This is a genomic window from Streptacidiphilus sp. BW17 (assembly GCF_041262485.1).
Taxonomy (GTDB): Bacteria; Actinomycetota; Actinomycetes; order Streptomycetales; family Streptomycetaceae; genus Streptacidiphilus.
Map to the genome: position 1 here is coordinate 92,928 of NZ_JBGCCR010000016.1, position 18,143 is coordinate 111,070.

Here is an 18,143-nt window from a genome sequence, read left to right on the forward strand (position 1 = left end):
GGAAGCAAACGAGGAGGAGTGCTCGTGCCCGGCTCCAGCACCAGGGCGGCGCGTCGCAGATACGGCTTCTGGTACCGCCTGGCGGCGGCCATCGCCAAGCCGCCGCTGTTCGTGCTGACCAAGCGGGACTGGCGCGGATACGAGAACTTTCCGGCGGAGGGCGGATTCCTCACCGCGATCAACCACAACTCGTATTTGGACCCGCTGGTCTACGGCCACTATCAGTACGACTCCGGACGACCCGCACGATTTCTGGCGAAGGCCGGGCTCTTCAAGGTGCCCGGAGTGAAGCAGATTCTGCACGGTGCCGGAATGATCCCGGTCTACCGGGGATCCGCGGACGCGGCGCACGCATTCCGGGCCGCGATCGCAGCCGTCAACCAGGGCGAATGCGTCGCGTTCTACATCGAGGGAACTCTGACCCGCGACCCCGCTCTCTGGCCGATGACCGGCAAGACGGGCGCTGCCCGCATCGCGTTGGAGACCGGCGCGCAGGTCATCCCGGTGGCCCAGTGGGGCGCGCACGAGATCATGCCGCGCTATGCGAAGGGCGGTAGGGGCAACCGGCGTTTCAAGCCCTTCCCCCGACACACCGTCAAGGTCCTGGCGGGCCCGCCGGTCGACCTCGACCGCTGGCGCGGGCAGGAGCTCACCGGAACGGTTCTGCGCGAGGCGACGGACGCCATCATGAACGACATCACCGCGCTGCTGGAGCAGTTGCGCGGCGAGAAGGCCCCGGCCGAGCGCTTCGACATGGCCAAGGCCCGTGCCGGCGCCAAGCGGGAGAACGCCCGGGAGCACGAGCGGGAGAGCGCCCCGGAGCACGAGCGGGAGAACGCCCGGGAGATCGAGAAGGAGTCCGCCGAGTGACCACCCGTTGCGCCGTCTTCGGCACCGGCTCCTGGGGCACGGCCTTTGCGATGATCCTGGCGGACGCCGGCTGCGAGGTGAGTCTGTGGGGACGGCGACAGGAAGTCGTCGACGCCATCAACGGCACCCGGATGAACCCGTGGTACCACCCCGACATCGAGCTCCCGCCGGGCATCACCGCCACCACCGACCCTGCGAAGGCCGCGGCCGAGGCGGAGTTCACCGTCCTCACCGTCCCCTCCCAGACGCTGCGTGCGAACCTCACCGAGTGGGCGCCGCTGCTGGCCAAGGACACCGTGCTGGTCAGCCTGATGAAGGGCGTCGAGGTCGGCACGGCCAAGCTGATGAGCGAGGTCATCGGCGAGGTCGCCGGCGTGCCGGACGGGCGGATCGCGGTCGTCTCCGGTCCGAACCTGGCGCCCGAGATCGTCCGCAGGCAGCCTGCGGCGAGCGTGGTCGCCTGCACGGACACGGAGGTCGGTCGTCGGCTCCAGACGGCTTGCATGACGGGCTACTTCCGCCCGTACACCATCACCGACGTGGTGGGCGCGGAGCTCGGCGGCGCGGTCAAGAACGTCATCGGCCTGGCCGTCGGCATCGCGGACGGCATGGGTCTCGGCGACAACACCAAGGCCTCCCTGATCACCCGCGGGCTCGCCGAGACCACCCGCCTCGGCCTGGCGATGGGCGCCGACGCCCACACCTTCGCAGGCCTCGCGGGCATGGGCGACCTGGTGGCGACCTGCTCCTCCCCGCTCTCGCGCAACCACACCTTCGGCACCAACCTCGGCCGCGGCATGAGCCTGGACGAGGCGATCGCCGCCACCCGGCAGACGGCGGAGGGCGTCAAGTCCTGCGTCTCGGTCCTCGACCTGGCCCAACGCCACGGCGTCGACATGCCGATCACGGCGACGGTGGTCGACATCGTCCACGGCGGGAAGGCGCCCCAGACGGCGCTCAAGGAACTCATGGGCAGGTCGGCCAAGCCCGAACGCCGGTAGCGCTCTTTGGACGTGGCAGCCGGTCGCGCGGCATCCCGCAGAAGTCCTCACGCTCCCTGACAGCGCAACAGCACGCCGGGCGGGCCTTCGCTGGACAGGGCGGGTAATGTCCTACGGGATATGAGCACTCAGCCTTCCACTCCCAGCCCCCGCCCCGCCTCGGAAGGCCACCGCAAGCCACGCGTCGCCGTGGTCTTCGGCGGCCGGAGCTCCGAGCACGGCGTGTCCGTCGTCACCGCGGGAAGCGTCCTCCGCGCGCTCGACCGCAACGCGTACGAAGTGCTGCCGATCGGCATCACCCCGGACGGTCGCTTCGCGCTGACCACCGACGAGCCCGAGCGCATGGCCATCACCGACGGCAAGCTGCCCGACGTGGACCAGCTGGCCGAGTCCGCGGACGGGCAGGTGAACCTGCCCGCGAGCCCGCTCGCGCGTGAGGTCCTCTACACCGAGCCCGGCGCGGTGCCGAAGGCGCTCGGCGAGGTCGACGTCGTGCTGCCGCTGCTGCACGGTCCGTGGGGCGAGGACGGCACCCTGCAGGGGCTGCTGGAGCTGTCCGGTGTGCCGTACGTCGGCTCGGGCGTGCTCTCCAGCGCCGTGGGGATGGACAAGGAGTACACCAAGCGGGTGCTCCAGGCCTTCGGCCTGCCCGTCGGCCCGTACACGGTGATCCGTCCGCGCGAGTGGGAGAGCGAGGCCGGCCGTGAGGCCGCGATCGCCCGGATCAACGAGATGCGGTACCCGGTCTTCGTGAAGCCGACCCGCGCCGGTTCCAGCATCGGGATCACCAAGGTCGACGACCCGGCGGACCTGGTCCGTGCCGTCGAGTTCGCCCGGCAGCACGACCCGAAGGTGATCGTCGAGGAGGGCGTCCGCGGCCGTGAACTGGAGTGCGGCGTCCTGGAGTTCGAGGACGGCCCGCGCGCCAGCCTGCCGGCCGAGGTGATCGTCGGCGAGGGCTTCGACTTCTACGACTTCGACGCCAAGTACATCGACTCCAGCGACGTGAAGATCCCGGCCGAGCTGACCGCCGACGAGACCGCGCGGCTGCGCCGGCTCGCCGTGGAGGTCTTCGAGGCGCTCTCCTGCGAGGGCCTGGCCCGCGTCGACGTCTTCCTCAAGGAGGACGGTGAGTTCGTGGTCAACGAGGTCAACACCATGCCGGGCTTCACGCCGATCTCGGCGTTCCCGAAGATGTGGGAGGCCACCGGCCTCGACTACCCGCAGCTGGTCGACCACCTGCTCCAGGCCGCGCTCCGCCGCTCCACCGGCCTGCGCTGAGGCGTCCGTCAAAGGCGACGACGGCCCGCTCGCGGTGACGCAAGCGGGCCGTCGACGTCACGCGTCGGAGCAGTTGAACTTGTTGTCCGGCAGGACCGGGCTCACCTTGGCCACGGCCGGGGCGAGCTGGGTCATCGGGGACTGCTTGCCCGTGTACGCGGACGGGATGTTCACCTCGACGATCGCCTGCAGGTCGACGGAGGAGAACGTGAAGCTACGGTCGTTCTGGTTGTAGACCGAGGCCCAGCAGACCCCGCCGATCTCCGCCCCGCTGACGTTCTCGCTCTCGGGGTCGTAGTCGTGGGAGTGCGGGTCGAGGATGCCCGGCAGGCCCGCGCCGCAGCGCAGCGTCACCGCGGGGTCGCCCCAGGCGGCGGTGTTGGCGCTGGTCGGCGAGGTGTCGCGCTTGGACAGGCCCATCAGCGTGCTCGGCAGCTCCGTGGAGAGCGTGGTGCACTGCTGCGTGACGGCGCCCGTGGTCCGCGGGGCGGAGACGGGCACGCTGCCGCTCCCGCCACCGCCACAGGCGGTCAGCAGGAGGGCGGCTGTTGCTGGCAACGCGGAGGACGCGGCAAACCTGGCAAACCTTGTCACCCCGCGATGCTAACGGGCGCTACAGATGGACCACCGGGCAGGTAAGGGTCCTGGTGATGCCTTCGATCTTCTGGATCGACGCGACGACCAGGCGTCCCAGGTCGTCGACCGTGTCGGCCTCGGCCCGGACGATCACGTCATAGGGACCGGTCACGTCCTCGGCTTGGACCACTCCTTCGATCGCGGAGATGACCTCGGCCACATTGGACGCCTTGCCGACTTCTGTCTGGATGAGGATGTACGCCTGTACCACGTGGGACTCCCGGCGGCTCGAAACGGAGATCTTGCGGAAGTTGTGGTTCCCCGGCTGCGCCGAAGGAAACGGGGAACCGCAACGCTATCGCTCTGCGTGCCGCACAGCGAGACCGAAGACGCCCCCGTAGGGCGTACGCTGCGCGCGGGAGCGTGCGTGAGCGTCCGCACCAGTGACCAGAGTGACCAGAACGACGAGATGTTGACGAGATCCGGAAGGACACCCATGCAGGTCGGCGAGCTCGGTGAGTTCGGACTGATCCGGGAGCTCACCTCCCGGCTGCCGATGACGTCGGCCGTGGAACTCGGACCCGGCGACGACGCCGCTGTTGTCGCGGCGCCGGACGGCCGCGTGGTGGCCACCACCGACGTCCTGCTGGAGGGCCGCCACTTCCGCCGCGACTGGTCCACCGCCTACGACATCGGCCGCAAGAGCGCCGCGCAGAACCTCGCCGACGTGGCCGCGATGGGCGCGGTGCCGACCGCGCTGCTGCTGGGCCTGGTGGTCCCGACCGAACTGCCGGTGACCTGGGCCCTGGAGCTGATGGACGGCCTGCGGGACGAGTGCCAGGTCGCGGGCGCGGCCGTGGTCGGCGGCGACGTGGTGCGCGGCGACCTGATCACCATCTCCATCACCGCCCTGGGCGACCTGCAGGGACGCAAGGCGATCACCCGAACGGGAGCGAAGCCCGGCGACAAGGTCGCCGTGACCGGCTGGCTCGGCTGGTCGGCGGCGGGCTTCACCGTCCTCTCGCGCGGCTTCCGTTCGCCGCGCGCCTTCGTCGAGGCGCACCGGCGTCCGGAGCCGCCGTACCACGCGGGTCCGGCGGCGGCGGAGCTCGGCGCGACGTCGATGATCGACATCAGCGACGGTCTGGTGGCCGACCTGGGCCATGTCGCCGAGGCCAGCAACGTGGTCATCGACCTGCGCGCCGCGGACTTCGACATCCCCGCGCAGATGGCCGACATCGGCCAGGCCGTGGGCGTCGACCCGCTGACCTGGGTGTTGTCCGGGGGGGAGGACCACGCGTTGGTGGCGACCTTCCCGGCGGACACGCCACTGCCCTCGCGCTGGCGCGTGGTCGGCGAGGTGGTCCGCCCGGCGGGCCTGTCCCGCAAGGGCACCGTCACCGTCGACGGCGCACCGTGGGACCGTACGGGCGGCTGGGACCACTTCGGCAGCGTGCAGGCCTGACAGCCAGGGGCCTGACAGCGGCGGGCCCGACCTCGACGGACCTGATCTCGACAGGCCTGACGGCCCGCGGACGTCGGGGCGGGGCGCCCCTTTGTGCATAGTCTTCCCTTATGCGAATCGGCGTGCTGACGAGCGGGGGCGACTGTCCCGGCCTGAACGCGGTGATCCGCTCGGTGGTCCACCGGGCGGTCACCGAACACGGAGACACCGTCATCGGCATCGAGGACGGCTTCCTGGGCCTGATCGAGGGCCGCGGCAGGCCCCTCGGGCTGGACGCCGTCACGGGCATCCTGACACGGGGCGGCACCATCCTCGGCTCGGCCCGTGTCGCCCGTGACCGGATGCGCGACGCGGTCGGCCGCGCGGCGGAGTTGGCCTCCGCCCTGGGCATCGACGCGCTGATCACCATCGGCGGCGAGGGCACGCTCACCGCGGCCCGCCTGTTCAGCGAGGCCGGACTCCCGGTCGTCGCGGTGCCGAAGACCATCGACAACGACATCGACGCGACGGACGTGACCTTCGGCCACGACACCGCCGTCTGGGTCGCCACGGAGGCGATCGACCGTCTGAAGACCACCGCGGAATCCCACCAACGTGTGATGGTGCTGGAGCTGATGGGTCGCCACACCGGGTGGATCACCCTCCACGCGGGCATGGCGGGCGGCGCGCACGGCATCCTGATCCCGGAGCGGCCGTTCGACGTGGAGGCGGTCTGCTGCATGGTCGAGGAGCGGTTCTCGCGCGGCAAGAAGTTCGCCATCGTCGTGGTCGCGGAGGGCGCCCAGCCCGCACCCGGCACGATGCGGTTCCAGCACGGCGGTACGGACGCCTTCGGCCACCAGACGTTCGGCGGCATCGGCGCGCGGCTGGCCGGCGAGATCGCCCAGTGGATCAACAAGGAGTCCAAGCCGGTCATCCTCGGCCACGTCCAGCGCGGCGGCACGCCCACCGCCCAGGACCGCGTCCTGGCCACCCGCTTCGGCTGGCACGCGGTGGAGGCGGTCCACGACGGCGCCTTCGGTCACATGACCGCTCTGCGGGGGACGGAGATCCACCTCGTGCCGATCGCTGAGGCCGTCGCCCGGCTGAAGACCGTCCCGGAGTCCCGCTGGACGGAGGCAGAGGCGGTTCTCTAGACAAGCGGGTCACTAGAGTGAGGCCATGGCTTCCCCCCACTCCGCCCCGCCCCGCGTGCTCACCATCGCCGGATCCGACTCCGGCGGCGGCGCCGGGATCCAGGCAGACCTCAAGACGATGCTCGCCCTCGGGACGCACGGCATGAGCGTCATCGCGGCCGTCACGGCGCAGAACTCCGTGGGCGTGCAGGGGTACTGGGAGCTCCCGGTCGAGGCCGTCATCGCGCAGTACCGGAGCGTCGTGGACGACATCGGGGTCCAGGCCGTGAAGACGGGCATGCTCGCCAGCGCCGAACTCGTCGATGCCGTCGCCACGCTGCTCGCCGAGCGGCCCGCGCCCGTCGTCGTGGATCCGGTCGGGGTCTCCAAGCACGGGGACACGTTGCTCGCGCAGTCCGCCGTCTCGGTCCTCCGGGACCGCCTGTTGCCGCAGGCCACCCTCGCCACCCCCAACCTGCACGAAGTGGCGCAACTCACGGGCGTCGAGGTGACCGGAGAGGCCGGACTCCACGACGCGGCGAAGGCCGTGCAGGATCTCGGGCCCGAGTGGGTGCTGATCAAGGGCGGCCACCTGGAGGGCGACGCGGTCGACCTGCTGCGCGGACCGGACGGCGCCGAGCGGCTGTTCCGGGCGCCGCGTTACGACAACCGGCACACCCACGGCACCGGCTGCACGCTCGCCAGTGCCATCGCCTCACACCTGGCGCTGGGATTGGACGTCCCGGACGCGGTGGCCGCGTCGAAGGCGTACATCACCGGCGCGATCGCCGCGGGTTTCCCGCTCGGCTCGGGCATCGGTCCGGTCGACCACGCCTGGCGCTGGCGCAACGCCTGAGGAGTCCGGTCCGGCCCGTCAGCCGTCAGCCGTCAGCCGAAAGTCGGAACACAAGAGCAAGGGCCGGTCCACCTTTCGGTGGACCGGCCCTTGCGAAGCCGGAGGCGTGGCCGCGTCAGCGGGAAACCTTGCCGGCCTTGATGCACGAGGTGCAGACGTTGAGCCGCTTCGGCGTACGCCCGATCACAGCGCGGACCGTCTGGATGTTGGGGTTCCAACGACGGGGGGTCCGGCGGTGCGAGTGGGAGATACTGTTGCCGAAGCCCGGCCCCTTGCCGCAGACGTCGCAGTTGGCAGCCACGGGAGTCACTCCAAAGACTTCAGATGCACTAACGATTCCAACCCCGTCGGCGCGAGCGCCGCTGGCTAGCAGCTCGCACTGCTTTCCTGGGGGTGGCCCGGACGGAAGTCCAGGCAACCGGAGCAGCATACATCGGCTGACTCCGTACAACGAAACTACCATGACCCCGCTGCTGACCTCGCATCGCCGACCACGACTGCGCAGGCAACCGGGCGGTAGCCTGCGAGTGACGCCCCTGCCTGCGAGGAGACTTTCCGGTGCCGCACGCCCTCGACGCCCAGGCCGTCCGCAACTGGTGCCGGCTCTCCCTGGCCGCCCTGGGGCAGGCGCGCGAGGAGATCGACGCCATCAACGTCTACCCCGTGCCGGACGGGGACACCGGGACCAACCTCTATCTGACCGTCGAGTCCGCCACCCAACAGGTCGAGGCCCTCTTCGCGGACCGACCGGCCCGACCGGCCCGGCCCGCCGCAGCGACGCAAGCGGACGACGCGGAGGACCCGGACGACGCGGCCCGGCCGAGCACCGGGAGCGCGCTCCGCGCCCTCGCCCACGGCGCGCTGCTCGGCGCGCGGGGCAACTCCGGCGTGATCCTGTCGCAGCTGCTGCGCGGCATCGCGGCCTCCGTCGCGGACGGGCCCGCCGACGCCGACGCCCTGCGGACCGCCCTGCGACGCGCGGCCGAAGCGGGGTACGAGGCGGTGGCCAGGCCCGTCGAGGGGACGATGCTGACCGTGGCCGCCGCTGCTGCGGACGGGGTCGTGCACCTCCCGGCGGACTGCGGGCTCGACACCGTGGCGGAGGGCGCGTACGAGGCAGCTCGCGCCGCGCTCGCGCTGACACCGAGCCAGTTGGACGTCCTCGGCCGGGCCGGTGTCGTGGACGCAGGCGGCCGTGGACTGGTCGCGGTGCTGGGCGCGCTGGCGGATGCGGTCAGCGGCCAGTCACCGATGGGCCCGCTGGCCCTCGGTATGCGTCCGGCCGTCGATCCGGTCGCCGCCCACGCGGCCCATGCCGCCCATGCCGCTCTGGCCGCCGACCAGCACCTGCAGGCGACGCCACCCGTCGGGGTCGTGGGCGGGCCGGCCTACGAGGTCATCTACCTCCTGGACGCCGTCGACGGGAAGCTCCCCGCACTGCGCGCCCGGCTGGACGCGCTCGGCGAATCCCTGGTCGTGGTCGGCGGTGACGGGCTCTGGAACGTGCACGTCCATGTGGACGACCCGGGCGCCGCCGTGGAGGCCGGGATCGAGGCCGGGCGTCCGCACCGGCTCAGGATCACCCACTTCGCCTCCGCCGCCGCGTCCGCGTCCGCACTGGGTGCGGTCGGCGCGACCGGTGCGCAGGCGGGGGAGCTCGGCGACCAGCGCGCGGTCGTCAGCGTGGTCCAGGGCGAGGGCCTGGCCGAGCTCTGCCGTGGGTGCGGGGCGACCGTCCTGCACGCGGACCCCGACCACGCGCCCAGCAGCGCGGAGTTGGCCGGTGCGATCCGGCTGACCCGCGCCCGCGAGGTGGTGCTGCTGCTCAACGACGCGGAGTTGCGCGCCGCCGCCGGCGCCGCCGCGGACCAGCTGCGTGACGAGGGGGTCCGGGTGGCCGTCATCCCGACCCGCTCTCCGGTGCAGGGGCTGGCCGCGCTCGCCGTCCACGAGCCGGGCCGCCGGTTCGACGAGGACGTGGTCGCGATGACCTCCGCCGCCGGAGCCACCCGCTACGCGGAACTGGCCCTGGCGGAGGGCGAGTCGTGGACCATGGCGGGCGTCTGCCAGGCCGGGGACGTGCTCGGCCTGATCGATGGCGACGTCGCCGTGATCGGCAGCGCGAGCACGACGGCGGCCACGGCAGCCGTCGTCCTGGACCGGATGCTCGCGGCGGGCGGCGAGATGGTCACCCTGATCCTTGGCGACGGCACCGACGCGGCGCTGGCCGACGAGTTGGTGGCCCACGTGCGGCGGTCGAACCCGGTCGTCGACACCGTCGTCTACCGGGGTGGCCAGGGCTCCTCGCCACTGGTCATCGGCGTCGAGTAGCGCGCCGGGCACTCCGCCGGACCCCGCCGGGCACGGCACGTGTAAAGGGGGCCTGTCGGTCGGATGGTGCAAGGTAGACCTTGTGCCTGCTCAGTCCCCGCTCGACGAACCGCTCAAGAAGCACCTCGGCGCCGCCGCGAAGCACCTCGCCGAGGGTCTCGACCTGCACACGGTCGGAGACCTGCTCCACCACTTCCCGCGCCGCTACAGCGAGCGCGGCGAACTGACCAGCCTCGACTCGCTCGAGGTCGACGAGCACGTCACGGTGATCGCCCGGATCGAGAAGTGCACGGTGATCCCCTTCCGCGGACGCAAGGGCGACCGGCTGGAGGTCGTGGTCACCGACGGGCGCGGGCGGCTCTCGCTGACCTTCTTCAACCAGCGCTGGCGCGAGAAGGACCTGCGCCCCGGCCGCAACGGGATGTTCGCGGGCAAGGTCGGCGTCTTCAACCGCACCCGGCAGCTGACCAATCCGGACTACGAGCTCTTCGGCGGGGCCGAAGGCGACACCGAAGGGGATTCCGATGCGATCGGGCGCTTCGCCGGGCGGCTGATCCCGGTCTACCCGGCGTCGGCCAAGGTCCCGTCCTGGCGGCTGGCGCTCGCGGTCGAGACGATCCTCGACCAGATGGACTGGGACCAGGTCCCCGACCCGGTCCCTGCCGAGCTGCTCGCCGAACGCGGGTTGATCCCGCTGCGCGACGCGCTGGAGCAGATCCACCGTCCGCGCAACCACGCCGAACGCCTCGCCGCGCAGGCGCGACTCAAGTGGGACGAGGCGTTCGTGCTCCAGGTCGCGCTGGCCAAGCGGCGCGCCGAGGACACGGCACGCCCCGCCGTTCCGCGCGCGCCGCGCAAGGGCGGCCTGTTGGACGCGTTCGACGCAAAGCTGCCCTTCACGCTGACGGAGGGTCAGCAGCAAGTCTCCGCCGAGATCTTCGCGGACCTGTCCGTCGAGCACCCGATGCACCGCCTGCTCCAGGGCGAGGTCGGCTCCGGCAAGACCCTGGTCGCGCTCCGCGCCATGCTCGGCGTCGTCGACACCGGCGGTCAGGCCGCCATGCTGGCGCCCACCGAGGTGCTGGCGCAGCAACACCACCGCTCCGTGGTGGAGATGATGGGCGAGCTCGCCGAGGGAGGGATGCTGGGCGGCGCCGAGCACGGCACCAAGGTCGCCCTGCTGACCGGCTCGATGGGCGTCCCCGCGCGGCGTCAGGCGCTGCTGGACCTGGTCAGCGGCGAGGCCGGGATCGTCATCGGCACGCACGCGCTGATCGAGGACAAGGTCCAGTTCCTCGATCTCGGCCTGGTCGTGGTCGACGAGCAGCACCGCTTCGGCGTCGAGCAGCGCGACGCGCTCCGGGCCAAGGCCGAACGTCCGCCGCACCTGCTGGTGATGACGGCCACGCCGATCCCGCGCACGGTCGCCATGACGGTCTTCGGCGACCTGGAGACCTCCGTGCTGGACCAGCTCCCGGCCGGTCGCTCGCCGATCTCCTCCCATGTCGTCCCGGCCGTCGAGAAGCCCAACTTCCTGGCGCGCGCCTGGGAGCGGGTCCGTGAGGAGGTCGGCAAGGGCCACCAGGCCTACGTCGTCTGCCCGCGGATCGGCGACGAGGAGGACGAGAAGGCGCTGAAGAAGTCCGCCAAGGGCGGTGGTTCGGGGAGCGGCGGTTCGGGAAGTGGCGGGGCGGAGGGCGACGACCGGCGTCCGCCGTTGGCCGTGCTCGACGTGGCCGAGGAGCTGCGCGGCGGCCCGCTCGCCGGCCTGCGCGTCGAGGTGCTGCACGGGCGGATGGCGCCCGACGCCAAGGACGACGTGATGCGGCGCTTCGCGACGGGCGCGGTGGACGTCCTGGTCGCCACCACGGTCATCGAGGTCGGCGTGAACGTGCCCAACTCCACAGTGATGGTGATCATGGACGCCGACCGCTTCGGCGTCTCCCAACTCCACCAGCTGCGCGGCCGGGTGGGCCGTGGCTCGGCCCCCGGCCTCTGCCTGCTGGTCACCGACATGCCCGCGGCCTCGGCAGCACGCCAGCGGCTGGACTCGGTCGCGGGCACGCAGGACGGCTTCGAGCTCTCCCGGATCGACCTGGAGCAGCGTCGCGAGGGCGACGTGCTGGGCCAGGCCCAGTCCGGCGTCAAGTCCTCGCTGCGGGTGCTGGCCGTCCTGGAGGACGAGGAGATCATCGTCGCGGCCCGCGCCGAGGCCGTCCGGCTGATCGACGCCGACCCGGAACTGACGGACCATCCGGCGCTGCGCAGCGCGCTGGACTCGCTGCTGGGCGCCGAGCGCGCGGAGTACCTCGAAAAGGGCTGAGGAAGTTTCTCCGAAGGCCCGCTCCGGGCCCGGAATTGTCAGTGCCCCGCGAGAGGATAGGGGTGTTGAGAACGCGGCTGTCCGTGCAGGTCAGCGGCCAATTCACCAACACTCTCAGGGGGTACGTCCATGGCTTTCCGTCACCTCAACGAGCTTCCGCTCGGTGACAAGGTCTTCCGCATCGAACTCACCAGTGAGGATGACCGCGAGGTCACTCTCACCCTCACCGGCTGGCGGGAGGGCCACGCCGCCGAGCCGATCGCCTCCGGCAAGCTCCGGCTCCCGGTGGAGGACACCGCCTCCCTTCGCATCGCGCTCAACCGCGCGCTCCGTGCCCTGTCCATCGTCGCCGACGTCTCCGAGCCCATCCCCGACCGCGACGTGCTCCGCGAGCTCTACCCGGGCCACGGCGCGCCGTGGGTCCCGCAGCACGAGGAGGAACTGGTCCGTCGCTTCCACGACGGCGAGACGATAGCCCGGGTCGCGGCACGCTTCGGCCGTACGCCGGACTCCGTCCGCACGAAGCTCCGCGAGCTGGGCCACGACCCCCGCCGCCCCGAGTACTGCCCGCCCGACGGCTGCCTCTCCTGGTCCCGCTACGCCTCCCCGGCGCTGTTGGGATCCGTGAACGACGAGAGCTAGTTACACATGCCTCAAGGGGCGCGGGGATTCTGCACGCGAGGAACCAGGCAAGTGCTCAGGGGCGCGGGGAACTGCGCGGGTACCACTGATGTGGGGGTACCCCCGGCCGAAGGCTGGGGGAGGATGGCCCTGCTCGTTCGGGGTTCTAGCTCGCTGGGTGGCTTGTCACGCAGTTCCCCGCGCCCCTGGAGGTGCAACCGCGTGCGGCAGCGCACAGTCACTCGCCGTCTCTGCTGGCAGGGCGGAGCCCCGCGCCCCGGGATGGTGCAACTGCCCGAGCCTGCACGAAGTGCACTAGCGTGGAAGGTGCCCCGCCCCACCCCGCTCACCAGCAAGGACCCCGCATGACCCGCGTGATCGCCGGAGCCGCACGAGGTCGGCGGCTGGCCGTGCCGCCAGGCACCAGCACCCGTCCCACCTCCGACCGCGCGCGGGAGGCCCTCTTCTCCAGCTGGGAGGCGTTCCGGGGCAGCCTCGCCGGCGCGCGGGTGATCGACCTGTTCGCCGGATCCGGTGCGGTGGGGCTGGAGGCCCTCTCCCGGGGCGCGGCCCACGCGTTGCTCGTGGACGAGGATCCCTCCGCCGTGAAGACGATCCTGGCCAACGTCCGCACGCTCTCCCTCCCCGGCGCCGAGGTCCGTTCGGGGCGTGCCGAGCGCGTCATCGCGGGGGCGCCGCCGAGCGTGCCGTACGACCTGGTCTTCCTGGACCCGCCGTACGTCGTCACGGACGACGACCTGCGGGAGATCCTGATCACACTCGCCTCGGGGGGCTGGATCGACGGCGACGTGATCGTCACCGTGGAGCGCAGTACCCGGGGTGGCGAGTTCTCGTGGCCGGAGGGCTTCGAGGCGCTCCGGGAGCGCCGTTACGGCGAGGCGACCCTCTGGTACGGTCGCGCCGCCGTCAACGGAGCCGGGTAGTGAGCGAGGAGATGACGATGTTTCGCCGAGCGGTCTGTCCGGGGTCGTTCGACCCCATCCACAACGGGCACCTCGACATAATCGAGCGGGCCTCGCGCCTGTACGACGTGGTCCACGTCGCCGTGTTGATAAACAAGTCCAAGCGCGGCATGTTCACCGTCGACGAGCGGATCGCGATGATCGAGGAGATCACCGCGCAGTACGGCAACGTCAAGGTGGAGTCGCACCAGGGCCTGCTCGTGGACTACTGCAGGGAGCGCGAGATCCCGGCGATCGTCAAGGGTCTCCGTGCCGTCAGCGACTTCGACTACGAGCTGCAGATGGCCCAGATGAACCACGGCCTCTCCGGCGTCGAGACGCTCTTCGTGCCGACCGACCCGGCCTACAGCTTCATGTCGTCCTCGCTGGTCAAGGAGGTGGCCACGCTCGGGGGTGATGTGTCCCATCTCGTCCCGGAGTTGGTATTCCGTCGGCTGAGTGAGCGCGTCGCGGATATGCGCGCCGAACCCAAAGCGTCCTCCGACTGAGTACAGTTCGTTACTCAGTTCCTGCGTCGCTCCGACGCCTCCTCGTGGAAAGCGTGACCCCCGGTGGACGTGCAGCAGAAGCTCGACGAGATCACCCAGCTGGTAGAAGGCGCGAGGTCGATGCCGATGTCGGCGTCGATCGTCGTCAACAAGGCCGACCTGACCGTCATGCTCGCCGAACTGCGTGAGTCGCTTCCCAACGAGCTCGCCCAGGCGCAGCAGACGGTCGAGCGCGGCGACCAGGTCGTCGAGGACGCCCGGCGCGAGGCGGAGCGAGTGGTCGCCGCCGCGCACGAGGAGCGCCAGCAGCTGATCAACGGCACCGAGCTGATGATGCGCGCCCAGTCCGAGGCGGACCGCGTCCTCGCCGAGGCCCGCGCCGAGTCGGACGAGCAGCGCCGTGAGGCCGACGACTACGTCGACAGCAAGCTCGCCAACTTCGAGGTCGTGCTCACCAAGACACTGGGAGCGATCGGCCGTGGCCGCGCCAAGCTGCGCGTGGCCGGCGGTCCGGTCGAGGGCGAGGACGGCGAGGAGTTCACCCAGGACGAGTTCCGCTCGCCGAGCCCCGAGGTCGACGAGTACGTCGATGTGAAACTCGCCGCGCTGGAGACCGCGCTCAGCAAGACGCTGGAGGCCGTCGGCCGCGGCCGGGACAAGCTGCTCGGCAAGCGCCCGATCGACGAGCTCGGCGCGTACCTGGCCGCCGCCGACCAGGCGCAGGGCATCGAGCAGGGCGACGCCCGCCAGGCCGCCGTCGCCGCCGAGCTGGGCCGCCAGGGCCTGCTGTCCGGGTCCGACCAGTCGATGCACGAGATGCCTGAGCTGCACGATCCGCAGCAGGTGCAGCAGCCGCAGGTCGAGTACTGGCCGCCGCAGGACCCCTACGGCCAGCCGCAGCAGCCGGTCTACGACCCCTACACGGGCGGCTACGTCGACCCGCAGGTTGCCGCGCAGCAGCAGCCGGCGTACGACCCGTACACCGGTGGGTACCTCGACCCGCACGGCCAGCCGCAGCCCGCGTACGACGCCTACGGGCAGCCGGTTCAGGCCGTGCACGCGATTCAGCCGGTGCACCCGCAGCACGTGCAGATCCCGCAGCAGCAGCACTACGAGCAGCAGCCGCAGGAGGTCACGTCCTTCTTCGACACCGGATTCATCGACGTGACCAAGCTCCGCGAGTACGGTCAGGGTCACTGACCGCGCGCCCGGCGGAGCCTCGTCGGACCGGGCGAGTTGGGTCGGGGTTCCGGCGTCGGGTATCCTGACCTCTCCGGCTTGTTGTGCTGGACGATGTCTGCTGCCTCGAAGTGGCGGACGCGTCCAGGTGGGCCCCGTACACGGGCACCGACAGGCCAGGGCTCACGACCAGAGAAGGAAAGACGCTGAACCGCCTCGACCACCGCAACCCGCTCGTGTTCGACACACACGAGCTGGGCCGTCGGCCTGGGGCGATGCGGAAGGTCTCCCGCTCGGTCCCGGCCCCGGCCAACCTCGGAAACGAGGTGATCGGCGTCCGCGAGGGCGCCCCCATCGAGCTGGAGCTCCGACTGGAGTCGGTCATCGAGGGAGTGCTCGCTACGGGCACCGCCGAGGCCGAACTCAAGGGCGAGTGCGTACGCTGCCTGGAGCCGATCGAGCGCGAGCTCGACGCGGACTTCCAGGAGCTGTACTACTACCCCGAGGCGGCTGACCGCTTCGGGGGAGTGTCCGACTCCGACGAGGAGGAGGACGACCAGGATTCCCGTCTCGAGGGCGACTTGTTCGACCTCGAGCCGGTGCTGCGTGACGCGGTGGTGCTTGCACTGCCGTTGCAGCCGGTGTGCCAGGACGACTGCCTGGGCCTCTGCTCCGAGTGCGGAGCACGGCTCACGGACGACCCGGACCACCACCATGACGCCGTCGACCCCCGGTGGGCGGCATTGCAGGGACTCTCGGCCGCATCCAGCGCGACCGGTAGTGCAGAGGACAGCGTCACCCGGGAGGGTGCCGCCGAGAACCAGGAGAAGTAGCTGTGGCTGTTCCCAAGCGGAAGATGTCGCGCAGCAACACGCGCCACCGCCGTTCGCAGTGGAAGGCCACTGCTGCTGCGCTCGTGGCGTGCGACCGCTGCCAGCAGCCGAAGCTGGGGCACATCGCGTGCCCGAGCTGCGGCACCTACAACCGCCGTCAGGTCCTGTCGGTCTGACGGCTGGAGAGATACACGATGTCAGCGTCTGCGTCGCACGCCGACACCGGGTACAGCGTCCTGGAGGGGCGGCTCGGCTACACGCTTGAGCCGTCCCTTCTGACGCGTGCACTGACCCACCGCTCGTATGCGTACGAGAACGGCGGGCTGCCCACCAACGAGCGCCTGGAGTTCCTGGGCGACTCGGTGCTGGGTCTGGTGGTGACGGACACTCTTTACCGCGTTCATCCGGATCTCCCGGAGGGCCAGCTCGCGAAGCTGCGCGCCGCGGTGGTCAATTCGCGTGCGCTGGCGCAGGTGGCGCGGGGCCTTGAGCTCGGCACCTTCATCAGCCTCGGTCGTGGCGAGGAGGGCACCGGCGGGCGGGACAAATCGTCCATCCTGGCGGACACCCTCGAAGCCGTGATCGGCGCTGTCTACCTGGACCAGGGCCTGGACTCCGCCTCGGAGCTGGTGCACCGACTCTTCGACCCGCTGATCGAGAAGTCCTCGAACCTCGGCGCGGGCCTGGACTGGAAGACCAGCCTGCAGGAGCTCACCGCCGCCGTCGGTATCGGTGTGCCCGAGTACGTGGTCACCGAGTCCGGTCCGGACCACGAGAAGACCTTCATCGCCGCTGCCCGCGTGGCCGGCGAGGACTACGGCTCCGGTTCCGGTCGCTCCAAGAAGGAGGCCGAGCAGAAGGCCGCCGAGAGCGCCTGGAACGAGATCCGCGAGAAGTACGGCGACGGCGGCTCGTCGCAGACGGCCTCTTCCTGAGGCTGTCTGCCGGTCGGGCTCGGACGCACTAGGCTTTCGGAGTGCCTGAGCTTCCCGAAGTAGAGGTCGTCCGCCGCGGTCTGGACCGCTGGGTCAGCGGCCGTACCGTCGCGTCCGTCGAGGTGCTGCACCCGCGCGCGGTCCGTCGCCATGCGGCGGGCCCGGACGACTTCGCCGCGCAGTTGCGCGGTCGCGCCCTCGGCCCGGCGCTGCGCCGCGGCAAGTACCTGTGGGTGCCGCTGCCGGGCTCGGGCGCGTCGTTGCTCGGCCATCTCGGCATGAGCGGCCAGCTGCTGGTGCAGCCGGAGGGTTCGGCTGACGAGAAGCACCTGCGGGTCCGCGTCCGCTTCGACGACGCGGCCGGCACCGAGCTGCGCTTCGTCGACCAGCGCACCTTCGGCGGCTTGGCCGTCGAGGACGCCGACCCGAGCGACCCGGACGCGGCCCCGATGTCCCTGGCGCACATCGCGCGCGATCCCCTCGACCCGCGCTTCGACGACGCGGCCTTCATCGCCTCGCTCCGCCGCCGCAACAGCGGCGTCAAGCGCGCCCTGCTCGACCAGTCGCTGATCAGCGGCGTCGGCAACATCTACGCCGACGAGGCGCTGTGGCGCAGCAAGCTGCACTACGACCGCCCGGCCGACACCCTGACCCGCCCGGCGGCCGAGCTGCTGCTGGCCTCGGCCCGCGCGGTGATGACCGAGGCCCTGGCCCAGGGCGGCACCAGCTTCGACTCCCTCTACGTCAACGTCAACGGCGAGTCCGGCTACTTCTCCCGCTCCCTCGACGCCTACGGTCGCGAGGGCGAGGCCTGCAACCGCTGCGGCACGGCGATGCGCCGCGCGTCGTGGATGAACCGTTCCAGCTACTTCTGCCCCAAATGTCAGCGCTTGCCCCGACAAAGGTGATCCGGCGCACCTGTGGCAGGGTGTGCGCTGAAGATCACGCGTAAGACAACGGGGAGAGTGGCTTGAACGGGGACCAGTTCTTCGTCGGCAACGAGTATCTGACGGATCTCGCCAAGGAGTTCCAGGCGGCGTCCGACAACTTCGCTTCGATGACGCCGACGTTCCAGGGCAACGCGATCGTGGACGCCGAGGCCTTCGGTCTGCTGGGCGCGTGCACCGGCGCGTTCTCGCAGTACCAGGGCCTGGTGGAGCACACCGTCAACGGCCTGAACCAGATGATCCAGGCACTGGCCGCCGACGCGGCCGGACTGGCGAACACGGCGGACACGTACGGCCAGGTCGAGCACTACAACAAGCAGCTCCTCGGGGGGAACTGAC

Annotated in this window: 20 protein-coding genes; 17 read left to right on the forward strand and 3 right to left on the reverse strand. The window is 70.9% G+C overall.

The window, feature by feature from the left end:
* Window positions 1-24: 24 nt before the first annotated feature.
* From ABH940_RS20730 to ABH940_RS20740, 3 genes are all read left to right on the forward strand, one after another.
* Window positions 25-870: a lysophospholipid acyltransferase family protein gene (locus ABH940_RS20730; protein ID WP_370105922.1), complete on the forward strand. Its 846-nt coding sequence runs from the start codon at window positions 25-27 to the stop codon at window positions 868-870.
* Window positions 867-1,871, forward strand: a complete 1,005-nt coding sequence (locus ABH940_RS20735) for an NAD(P)H-dependent glycerol-3-phosphate dehydrogenase (protein WP_370060753.1) — start codon at window positions 867-869, stop codon at window positions 1,869-1,871. The genes ABH940_RS20730 and ABH940_RS20735 overlap by 4 nt, the downstream gene beginning before the upstream one ends.
* Window positions 1,872-1,991: 120 nt before the next feature.
* Window positions 1,992-3,152 (forward strand): D-alanine--D-alanine ligase family protein, encoded by a 1,161-nt coding sequence (locus ABH940_RS20740; RefSeq protein ID WP_370105923.1) that lies wholly within the window; start codon window positions 1,992-1,994, stop codon window positions 3,150-3,152.
* 57 nt (window positions 3,153-3,209) lie between these two features.
* Here ABH940_RS20740 and ABH940_RS20745 read toward each other — a convergent pair whose 3' ends face one another.
* On the reverse strand, window positions 3,210-3,653 hold the full coding sequence (locus ABH940_RS20745; protein WP_370105924.1) for a DUF3515 family protein: 444 nt from the start codon (window positions 3,651-3,653) through the stop codon (window positions 3,210-3,212).
* Between the two features lie 112 nt (window positions 3,654-3,765).
* A complete protein-coding gene (locus ABH940_RS20750; protein WP_370060750.1) occupies window positions 3,766-3,999 on the reverse strand; it encodes an Lrp/AsnC family transcriptional regulator in 234 nt (77 codons plus the stop codon).
* Window positions 4,000-4,224: 225 nt separating this feature from the next.
* On the opposite strand from ABH940_RS20750, the gene ABH940_RS20755 reads away from it, so the two are divergent.
* From ABH940_RS20755 to thiD, 3 genes are all read left to right on the forward strand, one after another.
* Entirely contained in the window at window positions 4,225-5,193 is a 969-nt protein-coding gene (locus tag ABH940_RS20755; RefSeq protein ID WP_370060749.1) for a thiamine-phosphate kinase, read from the forward strand.
* A gap of 110 nt (window positions 5,194-5,303) precedes the next feature.
* Window positions 5,304-6,329, forward strand: coding sequence for an ATP-dependent 6-phosphofructokinase (locus tag ABH940_RS20760; RefSeq protein WP_370060748.1), 1,026 nt, complete (start codon window positions 5,304-5,306; stop codon window positions 6,327-6,329).
* 25 nt (window positions 6,330-6,354) lie between these two features.
* A complete protein-coding gene (thiD, locus tag ABH940_RS20765) occupies window positions 6,355-7,164 on the forward strand; it encodes a bifunctional hydroxymethylpyrimidine kinase/phosphomethylpyrimidine kinase (RefSeq protein WP_370105926.1) in 810 nt (269 codons plus the stop codon).
* A gap of 115 nt (window positions 7,165-7,279) precedes the next feature.
* Here the strand turns inward: thiD and rpmB are convergent, their stop codons facing one another.
* Window positions 7,280-7,465 carry a 50S ribosomal protein L28 gene (gene rpmB / locus ABH940_RS20770; protein ID WP_014138233.1) on the reverse strand — a complete coding sequence of 62 codons (186 nt, stop codon included), beginning with the start codon at window positions 7,463-7,465 and terminating at the stop codon, window positions 7,280-7,282.
* A gap of 257 nt (window positions 7,466-7,722) precedes the next feature.
* Here rpmB and ABH940_RS20775 point away from each other — a divergent pair, with 257 nt between their 5' ends.
* From ABH940_RS20775 to ABH940_RS20825, 11 genes are all read left to right on the forward strand, one after another.
* The gene (locus ABH940_RS20775; RefSeq protein ID WP_370105927.1) at window positions 7,723-9,495 is read left to right on the forward strand and encodes a DAK2 domain-containing protein; all 1,773 of its coding nucleotides are present in this window, start codon (window positions 7,723-7,725) and stop codon (window positions 9,493-9,495) included.
* An 82-nt stretch (window positions 9,496-9,577) separates the two neighbouring features.
* Window positions 9,578-11,818: an ATP-dependent DNA helicase RecG gene (gene recG / locus ABH940_RS20780; RefSeq protein WP_370060745.1), complete on the forward strand. Its 2,241-nt coding sequence runs from the start codon at window positions 9,578-9,580 to the stop codon at window positions 11,816-11,818.
* A gap of 129 nt (window positions 11,819-11,947) precedes the next feature.
* On the forward strand, window positions 11,948-12,460 hold the full coding sequence (locus ABH940_RS20785; RefSeq protein ID WP_370060744.1) for a hypothetical protein: 513 nt from the start codon (window positions 11,948-11,950) through the stop codon (window positions 12,458-12,460).
* A 344-nt stretch (window positions 12,461-12,804) separates the two neighbouring features.
* The gene (gene rsmD, locus ABH940_RS20790) at window positions 12,805-13,383 is read left to right on the forward strand and encodes a 16S rRNA (guanine(966)-N(2))-methyltransferase RsmD (protein WP_370060743.1); all 579 of its coding nucleotides are present in this window, start codon (window positions 12,805-12,807) and stop codon (window positions 13,381-13,383) included.
* A gap of 17 nt (window positions 13,384-13,400) precedes the next feature.
* The gene (coaD, locus tag ABH940_RS20795) at window positions 13,401-13,910 is read left to right on the forward strand and encodes a pantetheine-phosphate adenylyltransferase (protein WP_370060742.1); all 510 of its coding nucleotides are present in this window, start codon (window positions 13,401-13,403) and stop codon (window positions 13,908-13,910) included.
* A 63-nt stretch (window positions 13,911-13,973) separates the two neighbouring features.
* Window positions 13,974-15,110 carry a cell division initiation protein gene (locus ABH940_RS20800; RefSeq protein WP_370060741.1) on the forward strand — a complete coding sequence of 379 codons (1,137 nt, stop codon included), beginning with the start codon at window positions 13,974-13,976 and terminating at the stop codon, window positions 15,108-15,110.
* A gap of 254 nt (window positions 15,111-15,364) precedes the next feature.
* Window positions 15,365-15,922, forward strand: a complete 558-nt coding sequence (locus ABH940_RS20805) for a DUF177 domain-containing protein (protein ID WP_370105928.1) — start codon at window positions 15,365-15,367, stop codon at window positions 15,920-15,922.
* Window positions 15,923-15,924: 2 nt separating this feature from the next.
* Entirely contained in the window at window positions 15,925-16,098 is a 174-nt protein-coding gene (gene rpmF, locus ABH940_RS20810) for a 50S ribosomal protein L32 (protein WP_196192528.1), read from the forward strand.
* 18 nt (window positions 16,099-16,116) lie between these two features.
* Window positions 16,117-16,857, forward strand: coding sequence for a ribonuclease III (gene rnc / locus ABH940_RS20815; RefSeq protein WP_370060739.1), 741 nt, complete (start codon window positions 16,117-16,119; stop codon window positions 16,855-16,857).
* 41 nt (window positions 16,858-16,898) lie between these two features.
* A complete protein-coding gene (gene mutM, locus ABH940_RS20820) occupies window positions 16,899-17,765 on the forward strand; it encodes a bifunctional DNA-formamidopyrimidine glycosylase/DNA-(apurinic or apyrimidinic site) lyase (RefSeq protein WP_370060738.1) in 867 nt (288 codons plus the stop codon).
* A 62-nt stretch (window positions 17,766-17,827) separates the two neighbouring features.
* Window positions 17,828-18,142 carry a hypothetical protein gene (locus ABH940_RS20825; RefSeq protein ID WP_370060737.1) on the forward strand — a complete coding sequence of 105 codons (315 nt, stop codon included), beginning with the start codon at window positions 17,828-17,830 and terminating at the stop codon, window positions 18,140-18,142.
* Window position 18,143 lies beyond the last annotated feature (1 nt).